The following is a 16,269-nucleotide window of genomic DNA, read 5'->3' as shown; positions in this document are numbered from 1 at the left end:
CGGTCCGGTCCTGAACAGGCGCGCGCCCATGCCCGTCGTGGTCCATTCCGGCCCGCTCGTCCTGCCGGTATGCGCCGATCCCATTCGTGACGGGGCCGTGGCACTCAAGGGCGACCGGGTGGTCGAGGTGGGCACGCGAGCCTCGGTGACCACGTCCTTCCCCGCCGCCGAGGAGCGGCGGTGGACCGGCATGATCGTGGCCGGGCTGGTCGACGCCCGCGCCGCGGGGTCCGCCTCCGGGCCGGTCGCCGGACCCGGGGTGACGGCGCGGGCCAGGGTGGTCTCCGACCTGGCCGAGCCCGCCGGGGTGCCCGGGATCTCGTACGTCGAGGTGACCAGCGCGAGCGAGGAGGAGTGGGAGACCCGCGGGCGGGACGCGGTGATCACGGCGATCCGCGAGGTCGACCGGCCCTGCCCGGTGGGGATCGCGGCGCACACACCGGACCCGCAGGTGCTGGAGGACGTGGCGGTGCTGGCCAGGACGTTCGGGCTGCGCCTGCTGGTCGATCTGGACCGGCTCTCCCCCGCCGTGCTGGACGAGGCGGGGGTGCTGGGACCGCTGTGCCACGTGGCGGTCTCCCGGCCGCTGGACCCCGGGGAGCGCAAGCTGCTGCGGCTGCGCAAGACCGTGGTGGCCGTCTGCGCGTCGCCCGCCCCCGACGTGCTGGCCCTGCTCGACGAGGGCAACACCGTAGCCCTCGGCACCGGGGGCGACGGCGGTCCGACCGGCGGTACCGGCGGGGTGCTCGGGGTGGCGCGGGGCATCCGGCAGCACGCCCGCGAGCTCGGGCTGCGGACCCGAGGGCTGGACGGCAGGCTGGTGGCGGCCGCGACCATGGGCGGGGCCCGGGCGCTGGGGATGCACCGGGGCAAGGGGCGCATCGGGTCGCTGGCCCCGGGGACCCGCGCCGACTTCGCCGTCTTCGACGCCCGCGGACGCTACCCGTACGCCGCGCTCCTGGCCCAGCCACCCTGCCTCGGCACCGTCCTCGGCGGCACCGTCCTCCCCGCGGCCTGATCGCTAGCGGAACTGGGACTCCACCAGGCCCAGCAGGTCACGGAGCTGGTCGCGCTGCTCCTCCGTCAGGACCGTGAACAGGTCCTGACCCGCGTCCCGGCGGGCCTCGCGGGCGCGCTCGGCCATCCGGCGCCCCTCGGGAGTGATCACCACCAACGTGGAGCGGCGATTGGCGGGATCCACCTCGCGGCGCGCCAGCCCGGCCTCCTCCAGCGCGTCCACCACCGGCGTGAGCGAGCGCGGCACGATCCGCAGCTCGTCGGCCAGCCGCACCATCCGCAGCGCTTCCGGGGCCTCGGCGAGCGCCCGGAGGGCCCGCGCCTGCCCCGGGTTGAGCCCCAGCGGGACCAGCCGGTCCACGTACCCGCGCCGCAACCGCCGGCTGACCAGGTGCAAGAGCTCGGCGAGCTCCTTTTCTCCCATGTCGATAAGTTTAGCCGGAACAAATATGAGTTAACCTCTGTTTGAGTGGACATCTGAAAGGAGGCGCCACTTGGCGGAGGAACCACGCGCGCCCCTCGGGCGCATCATCAAGCTGTTCCGCCCCTACCGCGGCCGCCTGGCCCTGGTGGGCTCCCTCATCCTGCTGTCGTCACTGGTGTCGCTGGCCTCGCCCTTCCTGCTGCGCGAGGTGCTGGACGTGGCGATCCCGGCCAGGGACGCCGGCCTGCTCGCGCTGCTGGCCCTGGGCATGATCGCGGTGGCGGTCATCACCAGCGTGTTCGACGTCGTACAGACACTGATGTCCACCACCGTGGGCCAGCGGGTGATGCACGACCTCCGCATCGCCGTCTACGGCCACCTGCAGCGCATGTCGCTGGCGTTCTTCACCCGCACGAGGACCGGCGAGGTCCAGTCGCGCATCGCCAACGACATCGGCGGCATGCAGTCGGTCGTCACCTCGACCGCCTCATCCCTCGTCTCCAACCTCACCACCGTGATCGCCACGATCGTCGCCATGGTCGCGCTCGACTGGCGGCTGACGGTCGTCTCGCTGCTGCTCATGCCGGTGTTCGTGTGGATCAGCCGCAAGGTCGGCAGCGAGCGCAAGCGCATCACCAACGAGCGGCAGCGCAAGCTGGCGAGCATCGCCTCCATGGTCCAGGAGTCGCTGTCGATCAGCGGCATCCTGCTCGGCCGCACCATGGGCCGCTCCGACGGTCTGACCGAGCGCTTCGGCCGGGCCTCCGACGAGCTGGCCGACCTCGGCGTGCGGACGAGCATGGCGGGACGCTGGCGGCAGTCGTCCATCCAGATCGTCATGGCGGCCATGCCCGCGATGATCTACTGGGCGGTCGGCCACACGGGCGCGATCTCGGTCGGCACGCTGGTGGCCTTCACGACCCTGCAGACCAGCCTGTTCAGGCCGATGGTCTCGCTGCTGCGGCTGGGCGTCGAGGTGCAGACCTCGCTGGCGCTGTTCGGGCGGATCTTCGAGTATCTGGACCTGCCGGTGGACATCCGCCCCGGCACGCGGGAGCTGCGGGACGTGCGCGGCGAGGTCCGCTTCGAGGACGTCGACTTCTCGTACGGCGAGACCCCCACCCTCACCGGCGTGGACCTCAAGGTCCCGGCGGGCGCCAGCCTGGCCGTCGTGGGCGAGACCGGCTCGGGCAAGACCACGCTCAGCTACCTGCTGCCCAGGCTCTACGACGTCACCGGCGGGCGGGTCACGATCGACGGGGTGGACGTGCGGGAGCTGACGTTCGACACGCTGAGCGAGGCGGTCGGCGTGGTGTCGCAGGAGACGTACCTGTTCCACGCCTCGATCGCCGACAACCTGCGCTTCGCCAAGCCGTCGGCCACCGACGAGGAGCTGGAGGAGGCCGCGCGGGCCGCGCGCATCCACGACCACATCGCCTCGCTGCCCGACGGCTACGACACGCTGGTGGGCGAGCGCGGCTACCGGTTCTCCGGCGGCGAGAAGCAGCGTCTGGCCATCGCGCGCACGCTGCTGCGCAACCCGCCGGTGCTGGTCCTCGACGAGGCCACCAGCGCGCTGGACACGCAGACCGAGCGGGCCGTGCAGGAGGCGCTCGACGCGCTGGCGCGGGGCCGTACGACCATCACGATCGCGCACCGGCTGTCCACGGTCCGCGACGCGGACCAGATCGTCGTGCTGGACGGCGGGAAGATCGTCGAGCGCGGCACCCACGACGAGCTGATGGCCCGCGCCAGCCACTACGCGGCGCTGGTGAGCAGGGATCATCCGCTCGAGCTCGTCTAAACTTCAAACGGGCGTGTCCTGCCTCACACTTTGGTCAGACCGGAATCTCCCCCTGCGAGCACCGCGTTTGACCCCCCGGTGTATCTCGAAGGCTAGGACCCCGTTTTGTCTCCCTCTTCCTCCACGTTCAGAGCGCTGTGGCACCACAACTACCGGCTCTGGGCAGGAGCTGACCTCATCTCCGTGACCGGCACCTGGATGCAGGTGCTGGGCGTCAACTGGCTCATCCTGACGCTGACCGGCTCGGCGACCAGCGTCGGGCTGAGCCTCGTCATGCAGGCACTGCCGACGCTGCTGCTGGGCATGTGGGGCGGCGCGCTGGCCGACCGGCTGCCGAGCCGCCCGGTCGTGATCGCCGCGCAGCTCGCGCAGGCCGCGCTCGCGGCCGTGCTGGCGATGATCGCGGCCACCGGGGCCCAGTCCGTCCTGCCGATCTACGGGGTGGCGCTGGCCGGCGGGGTGGTCAACGCGCTGGGCGGGCCGGCGCTCGGGCGGTTCGGCGCCGAGGTGGTGCCGCCCGCCGACCTGCCGAACGCGATGGCGCTCGGCTCGGTCCTCAACTCCGCGGGCCGCATCCTGGGCATGAGCCTGGCGGGCGTGCTGCTGCCGTTCACGGGGAACGAGGGCCTGTTCCTGATCAACGCCGCCAGCTTCTTCGTGGTGGTCGCGGCGGTGCTGGCCATGCGCCGGGAGGAGTTCCACCTGCTCACACCCTCCGAGCGGCGGGGCGGCTCGGTGCGCGAGGGCCTGCGGTACGTGCTGCGCACCCCGTGGCTGCTCGTCGTGCTGGCCCTGTGGTTCGTGCTGGGCAGCGTGGGGCGCAACTATCAGGTCACCATGGCCGCCATGAGCGCCGGCCCCCTGGACGCGGGCGCCCCCGGCTACGGCCTGCTGTCCACGGTCTTCGCCGTCGGCACCGTGCTCGGCGGCTTCCTGGCGGCCGCCCGGCCCCGGCTCACGCTTCGGCTGCTGCTGATCACGGCGTTCGTGACCGGGGTGGCGCAGGCGCTGAGCGGGCTGATGCCGCAGCTGTGGACGTTCGCGGCCGTGCTGCTGCCGATCGCGGCCGGCGCGGTGACGCTCGACACGACCGTCTCGGCCCGCGCGCAGCTCGACACCCCCGAGCCGATGCGCGGCCGGGTCATCGCGGTGCTGTCCATCGTGAGCGCGGGGTCGGGCGCGCTCGGCGGACCGCTGCTCGGCTGGCTCAGCGACACGCTCGGACCGCGGGCCGCGCTGGAGATCGGCGGGGTGTCGTGCGTGGCGGCCGCGCTGCTCGCGACCGCCGGGCTGGCCCGGCTGTCCGGCCGGACGCTCAGGCAGGCGGTACGGCCGCGCCCCGCCCTGGAGAACGCCTGAGACTGAACACCGGTCCCTCGGGTAGCGGTGGCCCCATGGCAACCGACGTCATCACCTTGATCACCAAAGACCACCGGACCGTGGAATCGCTCTTCGAACGGCTCAAGAGGGGTCAGGGCAACCAGAAGGCCATCGTGACGGAGCTGCACGCCCTCCTGATCGCGCACTCGCGGGCCGAGGAGGACCGGGTATATCCGCGCATCGACGCCCACCACAGCGTCGAGGAGCACAAGGAGGCCGAGATTCTGCTCGACGCCCTTGTACGGGCCGAGCCCGGCACCCCCGAGTTCCGCATGACGCTGGAGAAACTGGTCGAATCCGTCACTCACCACGTCGAGGAAGAAGAGAGCAAGATCCTTCCCGCGCTGGCGAAGTCGGTCGGCGACAAGGGGCTGCGAGAGCTCGGCAAGGCGTTCAAGGAGCGCAGGGCGGAGGAGCTGAAGGCGCTCAGCGTCCCCAAGCAGGCAGCGCCGGCCGGCTCCCGGGAGGGCGCCAGCAAGTCCGAGCTGTACGAACGGGCCAAGAAGGCCGACATTCCCGGACGGTCACACATGGACAAGGAAGAGTTGGCCCAAGCCCTAAGCAAGGCCAAGTCATAGGATTTCGGGCCGCGTCCTGGGTAGGGGGCGCGTATGACCGAAAAACCTCCTGACCGGTTCGGCTTCAGTGACGAACAGGCGATCGAGTTCGAGGAGTGGACCGAGGATCTCGGTTTCTACCACGAGGTCAAGGAAGACGACCCCCAGCGCCGGGACACTCTCGACGAACGCCTTCGCCGCGAGGCCAGGGACCGGCTCCACGAGCCCCGCCCCAAGCACCGGCTGACCCAGCCGGACGAAGGGCTGGCACCCGACACGGAAGGCGAGGAGATCGCCCTCGATTGGGGCGACGACGACGGGAACGACCTGTCGGCGGAGGAGCGTGCCATCCGCATCGACTCCGACGAGAACCTCACGTGATCCGTCCCCGCGCCGCCGTCACCGCTCGCGCGGCGTTCCGGCGCGGGCGTTCGTCCAACGCGTCCCGACACTCGCGCTCAGCCGAGGCGTTCCAGCACGGGCAGCACGGCGTGGAGGTCGTCGATGATCGCGTCGGCGGCCGCCGCCTGCGGGCGTTCGGCGTGCAGGTACCCCCACGGGCCGCGGCGCAGCAGCGCCGTGCGCATGCCCGCCGCGGCGGCCGGGAGCACGTCGTTGTCGAGCCGGTCGCCGACGTAGAGGATCTCGCCGGGCTCCCGCCCCGCGACCGCCGCGACCTTGGCGAAGAACCCGGCGTCCGGCTTGGACACGCCCCATCCCTCGGAGGTGTGCACGGAGTCGGCGGGCAGGTCCATGGCGACCAGTGCCCCGTAGGCCCGCGCCGGCTGGTTGCCCGCGATGATCACCTGGTATCCGGCCGCCCTGATGGCGGCCAGGGCGTCGCGCACGTCGGGGTAGAGGTCGTCGGCGTCGAAGTGGTTGCGCAGGCCGTCGGGCTCGTCGCGCTCCCAGGCGGCATCCTCCGCGTCCGCGTCGAAGCCGGGGCGGATGAGCTCGAAGGCGTCGATGTGGGGGCGATCCAGCGCCGCCATCCCGCCGAGCGCGCCCATCAGCACGAACTCGCTCACGCCCAGCCGCCCGGCCCAGCGCGTCCAGATGCGCGCCTCGCTGATCAGCGTCTCCCCGACGTCGAACACCACGGCCTTGATCATCAATCCCCCCGTTTCAACCCGTTCGGCCGGGCACCTAGGTAAAAGCGCCCGACAAATCCTATAAGGGGGATTTCTTCATGAAGCCAGAGCGCGATGCGAAGCACCGCCAGCTCGACGCCGATCGCGTCCCACTCGACGACCTCACCATGACCACGGATCAGGGCGTCCCGGTCGATCACACGGACGACTCGCTGCGGGCGGGCACCCGCGGGCCGACGCTCATGGAAGACTTCCACTTCCGCGAGAAGATCACCCGTTTCGACCACGAACGCATCCCCGAGCGCGTGGTCCACGCCAGGGGCGCGGGCGCGTACGGGGTCTTCCAGCTCTACGAGCCGCTCGGCGACCTGACCTCGGCGGCCTTCCTGAACGACACCTCGACGCCGACGCCGACGTTCGTGCGCTTCTCGACCGTCGCGGGCTCGCGCGGCTCGGCCGACACCGTGCGGGACGTACGCGGGTTCGCCACGAAGTTCTACACCTCTCAGGGCAACTTCGACCTCGTGGGCAACAACTTCCCGGTCTTCTTCATCCAGGACGGCATCAAGTTCCCCGACTTCGTGCACGCGGTCAAGCCGGAGCCGCACAACGAGATCCCGCAGGCGCAGTCGGCCCACGACACGTTCTGGGACTTCGTGCAGCTCCAGCCGGAGTCGCTGCACATGGTCATGTGGCTGATGTCCGACCGGGCGATCCCGCGCAGCTTCCGGATGATGCAGGGGTTCGGGGTGCACACGTTCCGGCTGGTGAACGCCTCCGGGCAGGGGACGTTCGTCAAGTGGCACTGGCGGCCGGTGCTGGGGACGTACTCGCTGGTGTGGGACGAGGTGCTGCGCATCCAGGGCAACGACCCCGACTACAACCGCCGGGACCTGTGGGAGGCCATCGAGCGCGGCGTCTACCCCGAGTACGAGCTGTGCGTGCAGCTCGTGCCCGAGTCGCGGGAGCACGACTTCGACTTCGACCTGCTCGACCCCACGAAGATCATCCCTGAGGAGCAGGTGCCGCTGCGACCCATAGGCAAGATGACGCTCAACCGCAACCCGCAGAACTTCTTCGCCGAGACCGAGCAGGTCGCCTTCCACACCGCCAACGTCGTGCCCGGCATCGACTTCTCCAACGACCCGCTGCTGCAGGCCCGCAACTTCTCCTACCTCGACACCCAGCTCCTGCGCCTGGGCGGGCCCAACTTCCCGCAGATCCCGGTCAACCGGCCGGTGAACGAGGTGCGCAACGACCAGCGCGACGGCTTCCACCAGCACCTGATCCACGAGTCGCGCACCAGCTACGCGCCCAACTCCATCAGCGGCAACCGCCCCGAGGCCACCGACGGCTACCGGCATTACCAGGAGCGGGTGGACGGCGTGAAGATCCGCGAGCGCAGCCCCAGCTTCGAGGACCACTACAGCCAGGCCACCCTGTTCTGGAACAGCATGGCGGACTGGGAGAAGCGGCACATCGTGGCCGCGTTCCTGTTCGAACTCGGGCACGTGGAGCGGCCTCCCATCAAGGAGGGCGTGGTCCGGCACCTGGGCCAGATCCACCCCGACCTGGCCGCCCAGGTGGCCCAGGGGCTCGGCCTGCCCGAGCCGCCCAGGACCGAGGTCCACTCCAACGCCTCACCGGCGCTCAGCATGACCGGCCAGCCGCAGAGCCTCGCCACCCGCAAGGTCGCCATCCTCATGGCTGACGGGACGGACGCCGGCGAGGTGACCGCCCTGCGCGAGTCCCTGGAGGGCAAGGGCGCCATCTGCGAGGTGCTGGCCCCGGCGGAGGGCACCGTGGCCGGCATCCCGGTGGACAGGCAGCTCGGCGCGGCGAGCTCGGTCCTCTACGACGCGGTGGTGGCCGCCGACGGCGCGGCCCTGGCCTCGCTGGGGCGGGCGCGCTTCTTCGTCATGGAGGCGTTCAAGCACGGCAAGGCCATCGGGGCCGTGGGGTCCGGCCGCGAGCTTCTGGAGGCCGCGCGGCTGCCCAGCGATGTGGGGGTGGTGATGGGGGACGGGATCGCCGAGAAGTTCGCCACGGCGGTCGCCGGCCACCGCTTCTACGAACGCGACGTGGACGCCGTCCCGGCGTGACACCCGTCGAATCGGCCGCCTTACGGGGCGGCCGATTTTCGTGGCAACGGGACGCCGGGGATGGAATACTTAGCGTGCCCGTTCGAATACGAAGGGAGAGAATCCATGGTCGCCATGGTGGAAGAAGAGCTCCACACGGACGCAGTGGAAGTGGAGGAGGAGGAGGACTACACCGACACGGTGGAGGAGGAGCAGCACTCCGGCTCCGCCGAAGAGGAACGTCACACGGACGAGGCAGAGCACGAAGACGACCCGGAGTCGACCTGGGTGCGTCTCCCCCGACGGCCAAGCACCGCCCGCGAATTGTTCGATGCCCTACCCCCCCTCCCCGGCTTCCGGGTCGAGGTCATCGAAGGGAAGCTGATTGTGAGTCCTATGGGCACCCCAGAACACACCTGGATGGCCGTGGACCTGAACGACGCCCTCTCTCCGTTGTGCAAGGAGCGCGGATGGCGAGGAGCGCCCGGCGGCCTGAGCGTCTGCGTCGAAGGCCCCCGAGACTCGCTCATACCCGACTACGTCCTGACGCACCCCCTCTGCCCTCGCTGGGGCCCGGGAGAGCTGTTGTCGTCCGGGGTGCTGATGGTCGCCGAGGTCGTCTCGCCCAGCAGCGTCCACACCGACCGTGAGGAGAAGAGACGTCTCTACGCACTGGGCCGGGTGCCGGTCTACCTGCTGATCGATCCGATCGCCGATGAGCCGAGCGTGACCGTGTTCAGCGATATCAAGGATGGCGTCTATCAGGCGATGACCAGAGTGATCACTGGCACCCCGATCAAGCTGCCCTCCCCCGTCGACTTCAAGCTCGACACCTCGATCTTCATGGCGTGAGCTTCTCCATCGCCTTGGTGATGCGCTTCTCCGACACCGGCGTAGGCGTGCCCAACGTCTGAGCGAAGAAGCTCACCCGCAGCTCCTCGATCATCCACCGGATCTCCACCACATCCGGATCCCCTCTCCGCGCCCGAGGGAGCTTCTCCAGCACGTCGTGGTAGTCGTCCTCGACCTTGTGCACCTTGTCCATCCACTCCTGGTCCCGCCAGGGCTCCTCGGGGAGTTTGGTGAGGCGGCGGTCGATCGCCCGGATATAGCGCAAGATGTCGGACAAACGCCGGTAACCGGTCGCCGTGACGAAGCCCGCGTAGACGAGTTTGCCGAGCTGCTCGCGGATGTCGTCCGTCGACGCGCTCTCCCGCAGGCCGCCCAGCCGGCCGCCCGCCGCGTGCCAGACGCTCAGGATCTGCTCCACCTTCGACAGCACGTCGGCCGCCGTGTCGTGGAGGTGAGCCCGTACGTGCTGGTAGAGGCGGTCGAAGGCCGCCGGGTCCCACGCCGCGCCCCCGGCGTCGAGCATCAGCTTGTCGACCGCCGCGTTGACCACGTCCTCGAACAGCGCCACCGCCCCGCCGTGCGGGCTGCGTGACAGCGCCAGCTTGGCCTGGTTGGACAGGCCGCCCAGCAGGGATTTGGCCGGGTTGGTGACGTTGAGGAGGAGCAGGCGGCGCACGCCGGGCCAGTGGGAGCGGCGCTGCTCGGCCGCCGTGTCGAAGATCTTGATCGAGACGGAGTCGCCCGCGTCCACCAGCGCCGGATAGCCCTTCATCCGGCCCTGCTCGAACACCTTCGGCAGCGTCCCGAAGCTCCACGTGTGCAGGCCGGTCTGCTCCAGGTCGTCGCCGGCCTGCGAGAGCGTCTCCCGCAGGCGCGGGGCGAGGCGGCGCTTCAGCGCGTCGAGGTCCTTGTCCTCGGCCACCGTGCGCCGGCGCTCGTCGATCACCCGGTACGTGATGCGCAGATGCTCGGGCACCTGGTCGAGCTGCCAGGCCTCGCGCGGCACGCGTACGCCGGTCAGGCGCAGCAGCTCGCGCTCCACGGCCGCCAGCAGCGGCTCGCCGCCCTGCTTGACCCCCTCCAGCACCTGCTTGGCGTAGTTGGGGGCGGGCACGAAGTTGCGGCGCAGGGCCTTCGGCAGGGAGCGGATCAGCGCGGTGATCAGCTCCTCGCGCAGGCCGGGGATCTGCCAGTCGAAGCCGTCGGAGCTGACCTGGTTGAGCACCTGGAGCGGCACGTGGACGGTCACGCCGTCGGCGTCCGCGCCCGGCTCGAACTGGTAGGTCAGCTTCATCCGCTGCCCGAGCTGTTTCCAGGTGTCGGGGTAGTCGCGGGCGCTGACGTCGGCGCCCTCGTTGACCAGCATGTCCGGCGAGAACGTGAGCAGGTCGGGCGTCTGCTGCCTGGCCTGCTTCCACCAGGAGTCGAAGTGGCGGGCCGAGACCACGTCGGCCGGCACCCGCTGCTCGTAGAAGTCGAACAGCGCCTCGTCGTCCACCATGATGTCGCGGCGGCGCGCCCGGTTCTCCAGCTCCTCGACCTCGCCGAGCAACCTGCGGTTGTCCTTGAGGAAGCGGTGGTGGGTGTCCCAGTCACCCTCGACCAGGGCATGTCTGATGAACAGCTCACGCGACAGGTCGGGGTCGATGCGGCCGTAGTTGACCTTGCGGCCCACCACGAGCGGCACCCCGTACAGGGTGACCTTCTCCAGGGCGATCACCGCGCCCTGGTTCTTCTCCCAGTGCGGCTCGGAGTAGGTGCGTTTGACCAGGTGTTGGGCGAGCGGCTCGACCCAGTCGGGCTCGATCTTGGCGTTGACGCGCGCCCAGAGCCGGGAGGTCTCGACCAGCTCGGCCGACATGACCCACTGCGGCTGCTTCTTGGCCAGCGCCGAGCCGGGGAAGATCGCGAAGCGGGCGTTGCGGGCGCCGAGGTATTCCTGGATCGGCCGGCGGCCGTCCTGCCCCCGCTGCTTGTCCATGACGTCCTTGACGCCGATGTGCGACAGCAGCCCGACCAGCAGCGACGCGTGCACGTGGTACGGCTGCGCGGGCTGGCTGTTGGGCTGGGCGCCGAGCGACTGGCGCACCTGGCTGTAGATGTCCTGCCACTCGCGTACGCGCAGGTAGTTGAGGAACTCGGCCTTGCACAGCCGCCGGAAGGCGCTGGAGGACAGCTCCTTCTGCTTGTCGCGCAGGTAGTTCCACAGGTTGAGGTAGGCCAGGAAGTCGGACTCGGGGTCGGCGAAGCGCCGGTGCTTCTCGTCGGCCTGCTGCTGCTTGTCGGACGGGCGCTCGCGCGGGTCCTGGATGGACAGCGCCGCGGCGATCACCATGACCTCGCGCAGGCAGCCGTTCTTCTCGGCCTCCAGCACCATGCGGCCCAGGCGCGGGTCGACGGGGAGGCCGGCCAGCTTGCGGCCGACGCCGGTGAGCTTGCCGTGGACGTCGAACGCGCCCAGCTCGTGCAGCAGGTTGACGCCGTCCTTGACCTGGCGGCGGTCCGGCGGCTCCACGAACGGGAACGCCTCGATGTCGCCCAGCCCGATCGAGGTCATCTGGAGGATGACGGAGGCCAGGTTGGTACGCAGGATCTCGGGGTCGGTGAACTCGGGCCGGCTGAGGAAGTCTTCCTCCTCGTACAGCCGGATGCAGATGCCGTCGGAGGTGCGGCCCGAGCGGCCCTTGCGCTGGTTGGCGCTGGCCTGCGAGACGGCCTCGATCGGCAGCCGCTGCACCTTGGTGCGGTGGCTGTAGCGGGAGATGCGGGCGAACCCCGGGTCGACGACGTATTTGATGCCGGGGACCGTGAGCGACGTCTCGGCGACGTTGGTGGCCAGCACCACGCGGCGGCCCGTGTGGCGCTGGAAGACGCGGTGCTGCTCGGCGGCGCTCAGGCGGGCGTAGAGCGGGAGGATCTCGGTGTTGCGGAACTCGGCCTTGCCCAGAGCGTCGGCGGCGTCGCGGATCTCCCGCTCGCCCGACAGGAACACCAGGATGTCGCCGGGGCCCTCCGAGATCAGCTCCCGGCAGGCGTCCACGATGCCCTGGGTCTGGTCGTCGTCCTCGCTGAGCGGCCGGTAACGCACCTCCACCGGGTAGGTGCGGCCGGAGACCTCGACGATAGGCGCGTCGTCGAAGTGGCGGGAGAACCGCTCGGGGTCGATCGTGGCGCTGGTGATGATGACCTTGAGGTCGGGGCGCTGGGGCAGGAGCTGCTTGAGGTAGCCGAGGATGAAGTCGATGTTGAGGCTGCGTTCGTGGGCCTCGTCGATGATCAGCGTGTCGTACTGGTCGAGCATGCGGTCGTTCTGCAGCTCGGCCAGCAGGATGCCGTCGGTCATCAGCTTGACGAGCGTGCGGTCGCTCGCCTGGTCGGTGAAGCGGACCTTGTAGCCGACGACCTCGCCCAGGCCGGTGTCGAGCTCCTCGGCGATGCGCTCGGCGACCGTGCGGGCGGCGATGCGGCGGGGCTGGGTGTGGCCGATCAGCCCGCGTACGCCGCGGCCCAGCTCCAGGCAGATCTTGGGGATCTGGGTGGTCTTGCCGGAGCCCGTCTCGCCCGCGATGATCACCACCTGGTGGTCGCGGATGGCCTCCAGGATGTCGTCTTTCCGCTGGGAGACCGGCAGGTTTTCCGGATATTTCACCACCGGTACGGCTTCGCGCCGCCGGACCAGCCGCTGCTCGGCGCGTTCGACGTCGGCGAGGATCTCCGCGACGATCTTGTCCCGGGCGTCACGTGACCGGACCCGGCGCATGCCGTCGAGCCTGCGCCGCAGTCGCCGCTGGTCGCGCGGCATGAGCTCGGGCAGGCGGGAGTGGAGCTCGGCGAGTGGAGAGGACAAGGAAGGCGTTCCCATACTGCTTTCAGGATATTTGAGCCCCGCGTCCCCGGAGCCAACCGACCATGCTGCCCGACACCGGCGGGACGCGCATCCCAATATCTCGCCTGGCCCGGGACGCCTGGCGGCTATACCGGTTCGGCGGCGAGACGTTCGATCGTGTCGCGCCCCTCCAGGGGGCGCAGCCAGGCGGCGGGCAGGACGCCGGTGCCGTGGAGGGCGCCGAGCAGGTTGCCGCACACCGAGCCGGTGGAGTCGCTGTCGCCCGAATGGTTGACCGACAGCAGCAGGGCCCGCTCCACGGAGGGCTCGACCAGCGCGCAGTACACGCCGATGGCCAGCGCCTCCTCGGCCACCCACGCGCCGCCCAGCGACTCGACCCGCTCCGGCGAGTGCGCGCCGCCGCCGGCGGCGAGCGCCACGGCGGCGCGCAGGGCCGCGCTGGTCTCGTCGTGCGCCGGGCAGGCCGCCAGCAGGTCCAGGGCGCGGTGGACGGCGGGCTCCAGGGCCTCGCCCGCCACGAGGTACGCCGTGATCGCGGCGAACGCCCCCGCGGCCAGGTAGCCGGTCGGGTGCCCGTGGGTGATCTGCGCGCACGCCGCCGCCACCTCGAACGCCTCCCGAGGGTCGGGCCCCGCGGCGCCGGAGAGCGCGACCAGGCCGAAGGGGGCCGAGCGCATCACGGTGCCGCAGCCCTTGGAGTCGGGGTTCACCGGGCCCGGCACGCCCAGCGGGGACGGCCCGGGGAACTGCTGGCGCAGGCCCGACAGGCAGGCGTTGCCCGGGGCCCTGCGCGAGTACAGCCAGGTTTCCTCGCGCAGCCGGCCCGTGCGGTGCGGGCGGTCCGCGGGCGGCGGGGCCTGGTGGTTCTGGGTGTCGAGCCAGCGCAGGTACGCCTGCCGCACCGGCTCCACCACCTCGGGGTACGGATACGCCGCCTGCCCTGAGGCCGGGGGTCCACCAGCGTGGGCGGCGCGGGCCCGGAGCAGCCCTTCCACGGTGAAGAGCGTCATCTGGGTGTCGTCGGTGATGAGGCCGGATCTTCCTCGCCACGTCGTGACATATCCGGTAATGCCCTCCGCCCCGTGCTCCCTGCGGATCTCCCGCAACGACTGGAACTCGATCGGCGACCCGAGCGCGTCGCCGATCGCGCCACCGAGGAGGCAGCCTCGTACTCGATCCCGTACGTCCATGGGGAAATCTTGTCAGGCTCCGGGCGTTCTGAGAGATTGCGGGTGATTCGCCCCACGTCCCGGAGGTCACGCGTGCCACAATTACGCCCGGCCCTCTTCGCCGTCACCCTCACCCTCGCGATCGCGACACCCGCCCAGGCGGCGGCAGCAGCAGCACCCGCCATCACCGTCCAGAACGGCCGTACACAGCCGGTCTTCTCCTACGCGGACGCCGTCCGCGAGCACGTGTACGTCGAGTCGACCGTCGACAGCGACCTCGACGGCAAACTCGACAGAGTACGCGTCGACGTCATCAGGCCCAAGGAGTCCGGCCCGGGGCTCAAGGTGCCGGTGATCATCGACGAGAGCCCGTACTACGACAACTCCGGCCGCGGCAACGAGGCAGAGCGCAAAATTTACGACGCCGCCGGAAATGTCACGAAATTTCCGCTCTTCTACGACAACTACTTCGTCCCCCGCGGCTACGCCGTCCTCAACGTCGACATGCTCGGCACCACCCGATCGGACGGCTGCCCGGACATCGGCGGCAAGGCGGACGTCCTGGGCGGCAAGGCCGTCATCGACTGGCTGAACGGCCGCGCCAAGGCGTTCAGGGCGGACGGCACCCCGGCCGTGGCCGACTGGACGACGGGCAAGGCCGCCATGATCGGCAAGTCGTACGACGGCACCCTGGCCAACGCCGTCGCCGCCACCGGCGTCGAGGGCCTGAAGACGATCGTGCCCATCTCGGCCATCAGCTCCTGGTACAAGTACCAGCGCTCCAACGGCGTCATCTACAACCACGACTACGCCTCCTGGCTGGCCAACTACGTCGACACCGACCCCGAGGCCAAGTGCCAGGCCGTGCGCGACAGGATGGACGCCGAGGACGGTGACGACACGGGCGACTTCAATCCGTTCTGGGCCGAGCGCGACTACATCAAGGGCCTGCTCGGCGACGCCTCCAAGGTCAAGGCCAGCGTGTTCGTCGTCCACACGGTCAACGACCTCAACGTCAAGCCCGACAACTTCTCGACCTGGTGGAAGGCCCTGGCCGACCGCAACGTGCCGCGCAAGATCTGGGTCGGCCAGACCCAGCACGTGGACCCGTTCGACTTCGAGGGCCGGCGCGCGCTCTGGGTGGACACCCTGCACCGGTGGTTCGACCACTGGCTGCACGGCGTACGCAACGGGATCATGAACGAGCCCCGCGCCGACGTCGAGATCGGCCCGGCCCGCTGGACCACCCAGCACGACTGGCCGGCGCCGTTCGCGCTCAAGGCGTCCCTGCGTCCCGCGCCCGACGGCTCGCTCGGCCTGAAGCCCGCCGCCAGGAACACCACCGCCTCCTTCACCGACGTCGCCATGACCGAGAGCGCCATGGTGGCCGACATCGGGACGGCGAACCCGGGACGGGTCGCGTTCACCACGGGCGCGCTCCCGCTCGACCTGCGCCTGTCCGGCACGCCCACCGCGGACCTGCGGGTCAAGCTGGACAAGCCCACCTCCAACCTGACCGCCCTGCTCGTCGACTTCGGCGACGGCACCCGCGTCGACTGGCGCCGCGGCCAGGGCATCACCACGCTCACCGAGGAGGACTGCTACGGCGAGAGCACCGCGGCCGACGACGCCTGCTACAAGAAGGTCGTCACGAACGTGGCCACCCGCCCGCTCGAGATCGTCGCCCGCGGCTGGATCGACGTCCAGAACCGCGACTCGCTCAGCCAGGCCGCGCCGCTGCCGCCCGGCACGTACGGGACGGTCAAGTGGCTGACGCTGCCGCAGGACTACACCTTCAGGAAGGGCCACCGGGTCGGCCTCGTGGTGGCCGGCACCGACTCGACCTACAGCGACGAGACCGGCACCGGCGCGACCGTGACGCTGGACCTGGCCAGGTCGAGCGTCGTCGTCCCGTTCGTCCTGGGCACGCCGCTGGCGGACGTGCCGCAGGACACGACCACGTTCCGCGGTCCCGACCGGGTGGAGCTGCCCGAGCCCGATCGCGAGTTCTCGTTCTTCTAGCGGTATGAGGGGGCTTCTAGCGGTA

The 16,269-nt window shown here is 70.3% G+C and carries 12 protein-coding genes; 8 read left to right on the top strand and 4 right to left on the bottom strand.

Annotated elements, in window-relative coordinates; genetic code table 11:
• Positions 1 to 28 precede the first annotated feature (28 nt).
• Entirely contained in the window at positions 29 to 1,018 is a 990-nt protein-coding gene (locus tag ACWEPL_RS19255; protein WP_452436966.1) for an amidohydrolase family protein, read from the top strand.
• A 3-nt stretch (positions 1,019 to 1,021) separates the two neighbouring features.
• Here ACWEPL_RS19255 and ACWEPL_RS19250 read toward each other — a convergent pair whose 3' ends face one another.
• On the bottom strand, positions 1,022 to 1,441 hold the full coding sequence (locus tag ACWEPL_RS19250) for a MarR family winged helix-turn-helix transcriptional regulator (protein ID WP_350723039.1): 420 nt from the start codon (positions 1,439 to 1,441) through the stop codon (positions 1,022 to 1,024).
• A 70-nt stretch (positions 1,442 to 1,511) separates the two neighbouring features.
• Here ACWEPL_RS19250 and ACWEPL_RS19245 point away from each other — a divergent pair, with 70 nt between their 5' ends.
• The 4 genes from ACWEPL_RS19245 to ACWEPL_RS19230 all read left to right on the top strand — a co-directional run bounded on the left by ACWEPL_RS19245 (position 1,512) and on the right by ACWEPL_RS19230 (position 5,563).
• Positions 1,512 to 3,245, top strand: coding sequence for an ABC transporter ATP-binding protein (locus ACWEPL_RS19245; RefSeq protein ID WP_452436965.1), 1,734 nt, complete (start codon positions 1,512 to 1,514; stop codon positions 3,243 to 3,245).
• Between the two features lie 105 nt (positions 3,246 to 3,350).
• Positions 3,351 to 4,604, top strand: a complete 1,254-nt coding sequence (locus tag ACWEPL_RS19240; RefSeq protein ID WP_363966094.1) for an MFS transporter — start codon at positions 3,351 to 3,353, stop codon at positions 4,602 to 4,604.
• A gap of 35 nt (positions 4,605 to 4,639) precedes the next feature.
• Entirely contained in the window at positions 4,640 to 5,203 is a 564-nt protein-coding gene (locus ACWEPL_RS19235) for a hemerythrin domain-containing protein (RefSeq protein WP_363966096.1), read from the top strand.
• Positions 5,204 to 5,236: 33 nt separating this feature from the next.
• The gene (locus ACWEPL_RS19230; protein ID WP_350723043.1) at positions 5,237 to 5,563 is read left to right on the top strand and encodes a DUF5709 domain-containing protein; all 327 of its coding nucleotides are present in this window, start codon (positions 5,237 to 5,239) and stop codon (positions 5,561 to 5,563) included.
• 77 nt (positions 5,564 to 5,640) lie between these two features.
• Here the strand turns inward: ACWEPL_RS19230 and ACWEPL_RS19225 are convergent, their stop codons facing one another.
• A complete protein-coding gene (locus ACWEPL_RS19225; protein ID WP_363966098.1) occupies positions 5,641 to 6,294 on the bottom strand; it encodes an HAD family hydrolase in 654 nt (217 codons plus the stop codon).
• Positions 6,295 to 6,371: 77 nt separating this feature from the next.
• On the opposite strand from ACWEPL_RS19225, the gene ACWEPL_RS19220 reads away from it, so the two are divergent.
• Positions 6,372 to 8,375: a catalase gene (locus ACWEPL_RS19220; protein WP_452436964.1), complete on the top strand. Its 2,004-nt coding sequence runs from the start codon at positions 6,372 to 6,374 to the stop codon at positions 8,373 to 8,375.
• Between the two features lie 105 nt (positions 8,376 to 8,480).
• Complete coding sequence (locus ACWEPL_RS19215; protein ID WP_452436963.1) at positions 8,481 to 9,206, top strand: Uma2 family endonuclease; 726 nt, start codon at positions 8,481 to 8,483, stop codon at positions 9,204 to 9,206.
• Here ACWEPL_RS19215 and hrpA read toward each other — a convergent pair.
• Together hrpA and ACWEPL_RS19205 are read right to left on the bottom strand one after the other, a co-directional pair.
• Complete coding sequence (hrpA, locus tag ACWEPL_RS19210; RefSeq protein WP_452436962.1) at positions 9,196 to 13,068, bottom strand: ATP-dependent RNA helicase HrpA; 3,873 nt, start codon at positions 13,066 to 13,068, stop codon at positions 9,196 to 9,198. The genes ACWEPL_RS19215 and hrpA overlap by 11 nt on opposite strands.
• Positions 13,069 to 13,178: 110 nt before the next feature.
• Complete coding sequence (locus tag ACWEPL_RS19205) at positions 13,179 to 14,243, bottom strand: ADP-ribosylglycohydrolase family protein (RefSeq protein ID WP_452436961.1); 1,065 nt, start codon at positions 14,241 to 14,243, stop codon at positions 13,179 to 13,181.
• A 72-nt stretch (positions 14,244 to 14,315) separates the two neighbouring features.
• On the opposite strand from ACWEPL_RS19205, the gene ACWEPL_RS19200 reads away from it, so the two are divergent.
• Positions 14,316 to 16,244, top strand: a complete 1,929-nt coding sequence (locus ACWEPL_RS19200) for a Xaa-Pro dipeptidyl-peptidase (protein ID WP_452436960.1) — start codon at positions 14,316 to 14,318, stop codon at positions 16,242 to 16,244.
• Positions 16,245 to 16,269: the final 25 nt, after the last annotated feature.

The sequence above is a fragment of the Nonomuraea sp. NPDC004186 genome (assembly GCF_053603495.1).
The sequence above is the reverse complement of the archived record's forward strand: the minus strand, read 5'-3'. Positions and strand labels throughout refer to the sequence as shown.